7 protein-coding genes and 1 pseudogene are annotated in these 11,533 nt (G+C 54.1%); all 8 read right to left on the bottom strand.

The genetic code is table 11. The features are described 5' to 3' along the window. Positions 1-278 precede the first annotated feature (278 nt). Entirely contained in the window at positions 279-3,506 is a 3,228-nt protein-coding gene (locus AUK29_01195) for a hypothetical protein (GenBank protein ID OIP66252.1), read from the bottom strand. A gap of 13 nt (positions 3,507-3,519) precedes the next feature. After that, entirely contained in the window at positions 3,520-4,674 is a 1,155-nt protein-coding gene (locus tag AUK29_01190) for a deoxyguanosinetriphosphate triphosphohydrolase (GenBank protein OIP66251.1), read from the bottom strand. 62 nt (positions 4,675-4,736) lie between these two features. Next, positions 4,737-5,225, bottom strand: a complete 489-nt coding sequence (locus AUK29_01185) for a hypothetical protein (GenBank protein ID OIP66250.1) — start codon at positions 5,223-5,225, stop codon at positions 4,737-4,739. Between the two features lie 220 nt (positions 5,226-5,445). Continuing rightward, the gene (locus tag AUK29_01180; GenBank protein ID OIP66249.1) at positions 5,446-7,065 is read right to left on the bottom strand and encodes a hypothetical protein; all 1,620 of its coding nucleotides are present in this window, start codon (positions 7,063-7,065) and stop codon (positions 5,446-5,448) included. 184 nt (positions 7,066-7,249) lie between these two features. Continuing rightward, positions 7,250-9,700 (bottom strand): ATP-dependent Clp protease ATP-binding subunit ClpC, encoded by a 2,451-nt coding sequence (locus tag AUK29_01175; protein OIP66248.1) that lies wholly within the window; start codon positions 9,698-9,700, stop codon positions 7,250-7,252. A gap of 236 nt (positions 9,701-9,936) precedes the next feature. After that, positions 9,937-10,167: a hypothetical protein gene (locus AUK29_01170; GenBank protein OIP66247.1), complete on the bottom strand. Its 231-nt coding sequence runs from the start codon at positions 10,165-10,167 to the stop codon at positions 9,937-9,939. Between the two features lie 217 nt (positions 10,168-10,384). Next, positions 10,385-11,263, bottom strand: coding sequence for a phosphorylase (locus AUK29_01165; GenBank protein ID OIP66246.1), 879 nt, complete (start codon positions 11,261-11,263; stop codon positions 10,385-10,387). 73 nt (positions 11,264-11,336) lie between these two features. Then, a pseudogene (locus AUK29_01160) lies at positions 11,337-11,533 on the bottom strand (hypothetical protein).

The raw sequence follows: 11,533 nt of genomic DNA, 5'->3' as shown, positions 1-11,533 counted from the left end.
GGTCGAGGGGTCAAGGGTTCAAGTGAGATACTGAAACGCAAGCAAAATCTTCAGAGAAAAACACTGGAACCCTTGGACCCTATAATCCTCGGCCCCTTATGATTTTAGCACTTCACTTGACCCCTGGAATCCTTGACCCCTTGACCCCTGATGTTTTCACCCGCTCTTTTGGAGATGATCCTTATGTCATATCCCCTTTGGGGAGAAGATTCACACGTTAGAAGTCTTAATAAACTTCAAACTTGCATAACTCCTAACGGGATAAAGGTGCGGGAGCTTCACGCCTCCCGGAACCTGCAGATGTGCCGATAGTCACAGAAGTCCTCACACTTCTTCGGGTTGAGGGGGAACCGGCCCTGCCGGATGGCCCCTGCATATTCCCGGATGTGCCGCATGGATGCCTCCATGAGGCCGTCAAGGGCGTCATCGGCCTGGATCTGTATCTTCTTTTCCCCGGAGCGAAGAAGATAAAAAGAGCCGCTCTGCATCTCCCGTTGATTGGAAAAGATCGTCCTGGCCCATGCGGCATAGACCGGGAGCTGAAGGCTCACACCCCGCTCAATATCGGCTCTGTTCGGGGCTTTGTTCCCGGACTTGTAATCCACGATGGAGAAGATCGGTCTGCTGCCGGCCGCGCTGAGGTCGATCCGGTCCACCTTGCCGAGAATCCGGACCGATCCGGTGTCGGAATCGATGGTGAGCGGGTCGGCGGCGGAGAGGGGATCGCTCTGAGAAAAGGGTCTCATGCCGAAACAGACCTCGAAGTGCGACGGCACCTCCCCGGTTTTCCGGTGTTCCTCCATCTCCTGATTGAGGAACCGGTCCAGGGTCCGATGGACCTCCTCTTTCCGTATCTTCCAGATCTGTCTGTGCCCCGGCACTCCCTTGGCCTCTGCCCTGTTGAGCTCCTCTTCCACAATCCGGTGCAGGTTCTTCCTTGCCTGTTCAAGGTTATTCTCGGTGATGCCTGTCCCGGTTTCCTGGACATGGCCGGCATAGAAGCGCTGAAGGATCCGATGGTAAAGGCTTCCCAGGTCCCTAACCTCCACCTCATCTTCCACCTCTTCCAAGGGCAGGAGCTTAAGCTCTCGTTCGCAGAAGTAGTCAAAGGGACATACCCCGTAGCGCTCCAGCGCCGTGACCGAGAAGGGGGCCTCCTCCTTCCGGAGGAGCGCCGCGGCCTCGGGTCCGAGAAGACCCGAGTAGGGTCCTTCGCCCTGGTTTCTAACCTCAATCACCCGGAGTCCGTGCAGAATCTTTCCGATCTGATCCCGCCGTGTCCTGAGCAGAAGGTTGAACAGGGAGGGGACGTCCGGGTTTTTAGATGCAGGGCGGCAGAGGTTCAGGAAGGTGTACTCCAGGAGATCCTTGTCCCTGAAGATCTCTTCCCGGTCCGGGAGCGTATCATGGATGGAGATCTCCTGCTCTCGGATGGAGCCCTCTTCAAAAAGGTCCCTCACTCGGTCCAAGAACCGGGAGGCCGGAATCTCCCGTCCATCGGCATCGGTGCGGGGATAGGTGAGATAGAGGGCCCGGGTCGCCGAGGCGGCGCATAGGAGGAAAAGGACCTCTTCTTCTTCACGCCGATCCGAGGCGAGGGTGATCCACCGGTTTTGACTCAGGGTTTTGTTCAGGGCGGCCCGGTCTTTTTCCCGGAAGAGCGGGTCGGAGGGATGGGCCCGAGGGAAGCCTTCTTCCACGAGCCCGCCGATGAAGACCACGGGCCTTCTGAGTCCGCGCATGCCCGGGGCGTCGGTGACCAGCACGGCGTCTTCCATGGGCGGGTCGGGGACATACTGGACCTCGGAGAGGGTATGGTTCAGGATGCCTGTAAACTTGGAGAGCGAAATTTTCCGGCCGGTTTGCGCCGTCTCATGCTCATAAGCTATGTGCATGAGAAGCTCCCTGAAGGCATTTAGGCCCCGCTGGTCACGGCGGATCAGACGGAGATCGCTCCCTGCGGAGATCTGTTCTTCCATATGGAAGGATCGGATGATGTCGGAAATGGCGGTGACGAAACTCGTCAGTGGGGCCGGACCGGACAGGGTCGCCATGGCCTTGAGCAGGGCCCGGATGATTTTCATGCAGGCTTGGTAGTCTTTGATCTTTTTTATATTTTCTTTTATGCGTTCTTCTCTTTGCTCCAGTTCCTCGCTCGGGAGGTTCCCCTCCTGGAGCAGTCTCCGGTTCAGGTCAAGGTACCGGATCCTGGATGCAAATCGGCTCTCCCATTCCTCCTTGCCCCCATGGATCATGGCCTCTCTTGAAAGGGTGTCGAACCGCTCGGGAGGAAGATTCTCCTTGAGGAGGGGGTCGAACCGGATATAGGCTGAGCGGATCAGCCGGACGATGGATTCCCTCCGGTATCCATTCAGGGGAATCTCCAGGATTCCCATGATCGTTCGGATGAAGGGGTTGCTTCCCAGGGGGAGGCCGCTCCCCATGCGGATGGGGATGCCGTGGGAGCGGAAGACCTCCGGGACCTTGTCCTGGTAGTCCCGGAGGCTGCGGAAGACCACGGCGAAATCCTTGAAGCCGAGGCCCTGGTCACATTGGAGCCTGCGGATTTTTCTCGCGATTTCTTCCACCTCCCTGTAGGTTCCGGGCATTTTCAGGATCCGGATGGAGTCCCGGCACGGGATACGAAGGGGAGTTTGTCCGCTGTCGAGAAAATGCCTCGCAAGGTGATGAAGGGGGCTTCCGGGATCTATTCCAAGCGGGGAGAGGGTCGAAATCGAAGCATGCGGTAAGGTGCGGACCAGCCGGTTCAGCGTCCGCCGGATGAATGCCGGGCCCGGTCCTTCGCCGTGCTGATAGGGCAGGGTGATGACGAGATTTTTCAGGCTTGGAAGGGCCGATAGGGCGAGTAGCAGCCGAAGCTGAGTCGGAGTGAAGTCATAGAATCCCGTGACAAAGATCTTTTGCAGGCCGGCCATGGGCCCGGGGTTCAATCCGAGGCTCTCCGCTGTCAGCGGAAAGAGATCCTCCCGGTCCAGAAGGCCCCTGGCCCTGCGCCGGGTTTCGTACTCATGATAGATGTTTGCAGCCTCGATGATCCGGGGTGAGGCCCGGGCCGAAGAGGATCTTTCCAGAAACTCCTCTGAAGAGACGCCTGCATCCTTAAGCGTGCGAATGAAGTCGGATGCCAGGTCCATGAGGCCCCGGGTCTCTCTGAGCCCTGAAAGGCGCTCCATAGGCATTTCAGCAAGGACGGCCTGGACCATCCACTTGCGGACCAGGGGGGCGCCCACCCTGCCGGGAAGGGAAGAGCCGTCAAAAATCTCCATGCAGAGGTCGAGAAAGGTCATGATCCTGAGTCCGATGAATCCCTTGACTCCCGCTCCGGCGAGGATGGCCTCATGGATCGATTCGGCCTTGAGGTTGGAGGAGACCAGGATCAGGATCGTATGGCAGCGGTTTTCCAGGACGGCCGGAAGGATGTCGTTGAGGATGGCCTGCGTTTTGCCTGAACCAGGCGGGCCGGTGATGATCTCGACTCTGCACATGGAGTCTCTTTGTTCAGGTCCGTTCAAAAGGTTCAAAGAGTTTTTTATATTCATCCAGGGCGTATCGGTCGGTCATGCCGGCAATGTAGTCGCAGATGACCCGCTCACGGCCGGCTTGTTCGATCATCCGCTGGTATTTCTGGGGCAGAAGCGTCGGGTTTTCCCGGTAGATATTAAAAAGAGCGGAGAGGACCATCTTCCCCTTGATCCGCATCCGTTCCACCCGGTAGTGCGTGTAGAGGTTTTGAGAAAGGAACTCCTTGAGCCGGCTGTTCTCCTGCATGACCTCCGGGCTGAAGGAAACCACGGGGATATTTTTATCCCGCAGATCGTCCAAGGTGCGGATGTCATGCTCCTTGAGCATGGACGTGGTGTGATGGACCAGGTCGTTGATGAGATAGCCGATGAGGTAGCTGATGGCCTGGTATTTCTTGCGTGTCTCATCAATGCCGGGGTATAGGGTTTCGATCTGGCGGAAGGTCCGGTCCACGATGGGCGCCGTCTCCCTGAGTTCACAAAGATCGAGCAGGCCCGATGTGAGGCCGTCGTCGATGTCATGGTTGTTGTAGGCGATCTCATCGGCCAGGTTGATGATCTGGGCCTCCAGGGTGGGGACCACCCCTGGAAGGAAGTCCTTGATCTCCGTGATGTCAGGCCGGTCATGGAAAGAGGTGTGCTTGATGATCCCTTCCCGGGTCTCGAAGGTGAGGTTGAGGCCGGAGAAATTGGGATAGCGTTCTTCCAGCTCTTCTACGATCCTGAGGCTCTGGCGGTTGTGTTCGAAGCCGCCGTGGTCCTTCATCAGTTCATTCAACAGGTCCTCGCCGGAATGGCCGAAGGGGGTGTGCCCCAGGTCGTGTGCCAGGGCGATGGCCTCGGCGAGTTCTTCATTCAGGCCCATGGCCCGTGCCGTGCCTCGGGCGATCTGCGACACCTCGAGGGTATGGGTCAGGCGGGTTCTGTAGTAGTCTCCTTCGTGGTTGACAAAGACCTGGGTCTTGTACTCCAGCCGGCGGAAGGCCGCGCAGTGGATGATCCGGTCCCGGTCCCGCTGAAAGTCCGTCCGGTTATCTTTGAAATGTTCCGGATAACGTCTTCCTCTCGATGCCTCGCTCCTGGCCGCATAGGGCGCCAGGTCCGGCCGCTCTTTCTCGTAGGTATGCATCATCGGTTTTCTCCGGGCATGAATGGGGAAAGTGTAGCACAAAATCAGATCCGGTCAAAGAACAATTATTCAATCTTCTTTTTATCCCTGAGTTCCTCTTCAAGGAAACGGTTTTTTTGTCTGAGGGACTTCTCTTTGAGGGTCCGCGTGATGAGATGTTCGATGTGCCCGACCTGAAAGGGTTTGGTGATGAAATCCGAGGCCCCTTTTTTCATGGATTCCACGGCCAGGGTGATGGACGGGAAGCCCGTGATCATGATCACGGGTGTGGAATCCCCCTTGGAACGAATGGATTGAAGAAATTCGATCCCATTCATCCTGGGCATGTTCACATCGGTGAAGATCATTTCATAAGACCGGAGGCTGAGCCGGTCAAGGGCCTCCAGGCCGTCCTTGCAAAGATCCACCTGATAACCGAGGTGCGTGAGCAGCCGTTCAAGCACGGAAAGATTCTCTTCACTGTCGTCTATGATGAGCAGGGGCCTGATTTCTTCCATTTTGTTTTTCGCCGTCACTCCATTCCTTGGGGACCGCTGCCGGATCTTTTTGATCATTGCCGAATGGATATTCTCTGGCGTTTTATCGTCCGCCCGAAGGAGAAACTTAAGTTTTTTTTTAAAAGTTTGAATGAAATAGAGCGGAGAAGGAAAATGTCGGAAAAGTGAGCGCCCGCCAACAGACCGCAGGGACCGCTCGAGAATATAAAAATCTTATCTTTCAGAGGGTTTCCTGATTTTATTGCCGGGGGTCTTCGACCCTCGAGTACGGCCGTATTTACGAATGTTCCTCTTTTTTCGTCCGAACAATGACTTTGAGCAGATCTCCGGATTCCGGGTAGAGGCTCGAGAGGTAGCCGTTGAGTTCGGCGATTTCTCTCGCCTTTTCCGTGGTTCCATAAAAATGTTCGGAGATCGACTCAAAGGTATCGTGTTTCCGGACCTCATAGATCACGACCTGCCTGGGTTGGAGCTTCTCTATATCCGGTTCGCTCATGAAGCGGACGCTGTCAAAGACCTGTTTAAAATAGTAATCGGCCAGATCTTTCTTATCTACCGGCGCGAAGGCCATTAGGATGAGCAGGTTTTTCTTAATGATCATGAAGTGCGCCGTGGTCGAGTAGAAACGCCCAAGGGAACTTTGGAGCTGATAATTGGCGGTGAATGTCGGAATGTCGTGAATCACCATTTGCTCTTCCGAGGATCGGCGCCATCCGCTCTGCGACTCGAACCGGTCCGCCATCTCCCGCAATTTGATGAAATAGTCCTCTCTTGAGGTCAGGGATTCAAGGGAGGTATCGTCCTTGGGCTTGGGGGTAGGCCGCTGACCGTCGCCCCTATCATGGCTCCTATGGTCTGATTCAGACGAGGACTCGTCCTTGGGTTTGGCGGTGATGAGCTGCATGAAATAACTTTCGTCCGGTCTCTTTGAAACCACCGTACCTTCGGAAGAAAAATTCTCCCAGTGATCCGGAAAGCGGATGGAAACCCCGGATTCCGCGTTCTGATAGAGGTTGTTCTCGAATTCTCCAAGTTCCGGACGGTTCCCGTAAGGCATTTCATTCAGCAGTCTCAGGAACTCCTTTCGGCCGCGTTTTCCCGGTTCCCTGCCTTGAATCATATCCCGGGAGCGGATCTCTGCTTTTTCGATTCGCTCAACCGTCTCCGGATGGGATGCGAAGAAACCGTGAAACACCGTTCGGTCCCTTCCGTGCTCGATCCGGTTCAGGGTCTTGAGAAATTGGCCGGTATCCCTCGGATCCCAGCCGGCCTTAAAGGCATATTCCTGGCCGATCTCATCGGCCTGAAGCTCCTTACTCCGGCCGAAGCTCTGATAAACCCCTTGGAAAAGAAGGTCGATATATTGCTGCAGATAGAACCCCACTTCCCCCAGGAAGACGGTGGCGATCAGGGATCCGATCTGCAGGCCCATGGCCTGGACCTGCTGCTGGGCGTGGTGCCGGGCGGTGACATGCGCAATCTCATGTCCTACCACACCGGCCAGTTCCGCCTCGGAATTGCACTGCGCCAGGATCCCCCGGGTGACATAGATATACCCTCCGGGAAGGGCGAAGGCATTGATCTCGCCGGAATCAATGACGTTGAAATGGTAGGTAAAAGGGCGCGTGTGGGCAACGCTCACCAGCTTTGAGCCTATGGATTGCAGGTATTCCTGAAGGCCCTTGTTCTCGTATTTGCCGTAAAGTTTTGTGACCGCCTTATCCTGCTCCTCTCCGAGCCTGGCCTCCTCTTTGGAACTCATCAGCGTGACTTCATAGTGGCGGGTGACCGGGTTCCTGGCGCAGCCGGACGGGAAGAACAAAAAGAGCGCGAAGAGAAAGGTCAGGGCGGCAAAGGATATGGTCAAGGGTTTCATGGGATCACGAAAAGGATTCATTACGTTCCACGGGATCGCGGCCTGTACTATATCCTTTTTTTCACTTCAATGTCAAATCCGTGTGCTCTGTGGTTCACAGATTTTGGTGGCGGATTCTGGTTTGATCATGGCCGGCGAAAAGGTCGGCGGGCAAAAAAAAAGAGAGGGGAACCCCCCTCTCTTAAGGATGGATGCGTATCCGAGGTTATGCCTTGGCCTCGCTGAGCTTTTTTTCAGAGACCTCTTCAAAGGTGATCTTCTGATTCTGAACATGGACCCTGATGATCGAGGCTCCCTTGAAATGTCCCTTGAGGATTTCATCGGAAAGCGGGTCCGATATATACTTCTGGATGGCCCGCCTGAGCGGACGGGCGCCATACGTGGGTTGATAACCCTTCTCCATGAGAAATTCCTTGGTCTCATCACTCAGAACCAGCTTGAACCCTTTGTCCTGGATCTCTTCATTCATCTGCCGGATCATGATGTCAATGATCGAGGAGATATGATCCTTGGTTAAGGTATGGAAGACGATTACATCGTCCACACGATTGAGGAATTCAGGGTTGAAGGTCTTTTTGACGGCAGACATGACCTCTTCCCGGATCTTCTCGGCTGAAGTGGAGTCCCCTTCCTTCTGAAATCCGAGGGGCGCCCCCTTGTCGATCTGCCGTGTTCCGAGATTGGAGGTCATGATCAGAACCGTATTGTTGAAATCAATGGTCCTTCCGTAGTTGTCGGTCAAGCGGCCGTCGTCCAGGACCTGCAGCAGGATATTGAAGAGGTCAGGATGCGCCTTTTCGATCTCGTCCAGAAGGATAACGGAATAGGGCCTGCGCTTGACCTTTTCAGTCAACTGGCCTCCCTCTTCATATCCCACGTATCCAGGGGGCGCGCCGGTCAGGCCCGATACGCTGAACCGCTCCATGTATTCCGACATGTCGATCCGGATCAGGGCATCTTCGCTGTCAAAGAGGAACTCGGCCAGGACACGGGCCAGTTCGGTCTTTCCCACACCGGTGGGGCCGAGGAAGATGAAAGAGCCGATGGGTTTCTTCCTGTTTTTCAGGCCTGCCCGTGAACGCCGGATGGCGCGCGAAACCGCGGCGATCGCCTCATCCTGCCCGACCACCCGCAAGTGGAGGGTTTCTTCCATGCGGATAAGCTTCTCGCTCTCTTTCTCCTCGAGTTTGTAGAGCGGAACGCCGGTCATCTTTGAGACGATGTAGGCGATGTCCTCCTCGTCGATTTGTGATTTCGTAGTCTCCCTCTCCTCGCGCCAGGTCTGTTGTGCCTTGTTGAACTCCTCTTTCATCTTATCTTCCTGGTCCCGGAACCGGGCGGCCTTCTCGAACTCCTGCAGGTGGATATGCAGGTTCTTTTGTTCCGTGATCTCCTTGATTTTGTTTTTTAACTCCTTGATCTCCGGAGGCAGGGTGAACTTCTGGAGCTTGGACCTGGACCCCGCCTCGTCAATGACATCAATAGCCTTGTCCGGCAGGAACTTGTTGGTGATGTAGCGGTCCGAAAGCCTTGCCGCCGCCCCGATGGCCTCATCCGTGATCACGGCATTGTGGTGCTCCTCATACCGGCTCCTGAGCCCCTTGATGATCCGAACGGTCTCTTCAACCGAAGGGGCCTGGACATTAATCGTCTGGAACCGACGTTCCAAGGCCCCGTCTTTTTCAATATATTTCCGGTATTCATCATAGGTGGTCGCTCCGATGCACTGGATCTCCCCTCGGGCCAGGGCAGGTTTAAGCATGTTGGAGGCGTCGAGCGATCCTTCTGCCGCTCCGGCGCCGACCAGCGTATGAAGTTCATCAATAAAGATGATGATCTGATTGTTGGAGGAGATGATCTCTTTGAGGACGATCTTCAGGCGCTCCTCGAACTGACCCCGGTACTTGGTTCCTGCGACCAGAGAGCCGAGATCCAGGGCGATGACCTTCCGGTTGGTCAGACCCAGAGGGACATCTCCATTCACGATTCGTTGGGCCAGCCCTTCCACAATGGCGGTCTTGCCCACACCCGGTTCCCCGATCAGGACCGGATTATTCTTGGTTCTGCGGCTCAGAATCTGCAGGACCCGTTCGATCTCTTCGTTGCGCCCCACTACGGGATCCAGTTCCCCTTTGCGGGCAAGCTCGGTGAAATCCCGCCCGAATTCATCGAGGGCAGGGGTATTGCTCTTAGGTTTTGGGGTCTTGGATCGGATAGAGGTCTGATGGAGCAGATTGATGGTCTGCTGCCTGGCCCCTAACAGGCTTGCCCCCATGCTCCGCAGGATGTTCCCTGCGATGCCCTCCTCTTCACGGACCAGACCCAGCAGGATATGCTCGGTCCCCACGTAATTGTGATTGAGAAGACGGGCCTCCTCCACGGCCAGTTCCAGGACCTTCCTGGCCTTTGGCGTAAAGGGGATTTCGCCGAAGGTCAGCGTATCCGTTCCCTTGGGCAGGTTTCTCTCAACCTCGATCCTGAGGTGGTCGAGATTGATCCCGAGGTTTTTCAAGACCTTACTATGCAATCCTTCTTCATCTCGAAGAATTCCGAGCAGGATATGCTCCGTGCCCAGGTACTCATGCTGATGTTTCTCCGCCTCTTCACGGGCAAGGATGATGGTCCTTCTCGCTTTGTCTGTAAAACGTTCAAACATAAATTAAAAACTCCAAAGTTTATTGTTAGTTATAGTTCTATATTATATTTATGAAATATAAGTGTCAAGTTGTTTCCCTGTTCAAGCAGAACGAATCTATAAAAATACACGATGCTGTCCGCGTTTTAAAATCGCCCCGGTTGTTCAGGCCGAAGCGGCGCCGGCTTGCTGTTTATTTTGAGAAACATGGCTCTGCCCGGTCTGATCATCACACAATCCGAACTAAAAGAATCTTTTTAAAGGTTCTGTGGATTTAAAAGAACCTTGACTCTTATGGGTCTGATCTCATTCCGAAAACCGGGGTAATTACATAACAGTTTGAAATTAAAAGTATTTTTAGTGATTAAAATATAGGCAAATTGCTCTTTACCCTTGTCCACTGCCTTTCCTATCCGGATTTTCACACAGATTTTCACAGGCTTTTCACATTTATTGTGGACATTGCTTATAACCCCATAAAATATCATGGGGATTTTCAGGCAGGGTGATGTGACTGGTTGTGAATCATCATGAACAAGGGTTCCGGACAGGGTTCAGGGTCCCTCGACCAAAAATGAGGGGCGTTTAATTTATTTTCTCTTTCGTGTTTAAGTTGGACCACGCAGAAATAAGAATCAAAGATCAAAGATAAAAAATCAAAATGACCAATCAAAATATAAAATTTGATTTTTTATCTCAGAGCGGCTACCCGATCCAGGTATGCCAGTCTTCCTGGATATCCCCTCGCAGTTTATAACGAAGCATGGCATCCCTGCACGGGCATTTGTGTTTGAGAGTCTCCAGGTGATCAAGGGTTTTCCTGATGATTTCCGGAAAGAGTGATAGGGTCTGTTTTACTTTTTCCCTGTCCTTCGCGGGGAGCGTCCCCTCGAAGAGGATCCCTTTCTCATAGGGAAGCGGACGCACCCCTTCGGCATAATTGGAGATATAGCAGATCGGGGCGTAACAGATTTCAAGCTCACGGGCCAGGAATGACTCCGGGACCAGGGTCATGCCCACCAAGTCTCCTCCCATCTGCTTCATGTAACGGATCTCAGCCGGCGTCTCCAGCCTCGGTCCTTCGGTACAGACGTAAGTCCCTTTGGGACGGCAAGGAAGGCCGAGCTCTTTTAATGCATTTTGAAACGAGAGATGGATTTCCGGGCAGAAGACCGGGCTCTGCCGGATGAAACCGATCCCTTTTCCCTGGAAAAAGGTTGAGATGCGCTGCCGTGTGAGGTCGATGAGATCGTCCGGAAGGACGAGGTCTCCGGGGTGATAGGTCTCATGCATGGCCCCGGGCCCGGACCATGACAGGATCCGTTCAGCCCCCAATTCCTTGGCGGCGTAAATGTTCGCTCGGTAGTTGATATACGGCGCGGTGAGGTGGTATCCGGTGACCCCATGACGCGAGAGGAATCCGACTTTGGCTCCCTCTATCTCCAGGACACGGATGGGAGAGGCCTGGCCGTAAGGTGTCTTTAAGGTTACGGTCTCTTTCTCCCGGCCGAATTTTTCCACCGGAATCTCATAGGCCCCGCTTCCGCCGATAATCAGGGTTTTGATTGCTGAATTTTTTATCATTTTGATTTTTGATCTTTATATTTTTGGTTCTTCTCCCATCGAGTGGGTAAAAAGGGTTCGAGGATTCCAGGGTTCAAGGGGTCAAGTGTTTGTTTTCCAGTGATTTGATCAGTGCCTTGAGCATCCGCTCAACCTCCTCGATATCACTCTTAAGTCTCTTTAACTTCTCATCCCTGATATAACCAAGATCTCCAGCGAGTAATACTTGTGTCTCCAATTCGCAATTTGTAAATCTCCAAGCATAATTGATAAGACTGGGGCCCTTCCTTT

Source organism: Nitrospirae bacterium CG2_30_53_67, from assembly GCA_001873285.1.
In the GTDB taxonomy this organism is placed as follows: Bacteria; CG2-30-53-67; CG2-30-53-67; order CG2-30-53-67; family CG2-30-53-67; genus CG2-30-53-67.
Note: the sequence above shows the minus strand (reverse complement) of the source record. Positions and strands in the feature narration are given on the sequence as shown.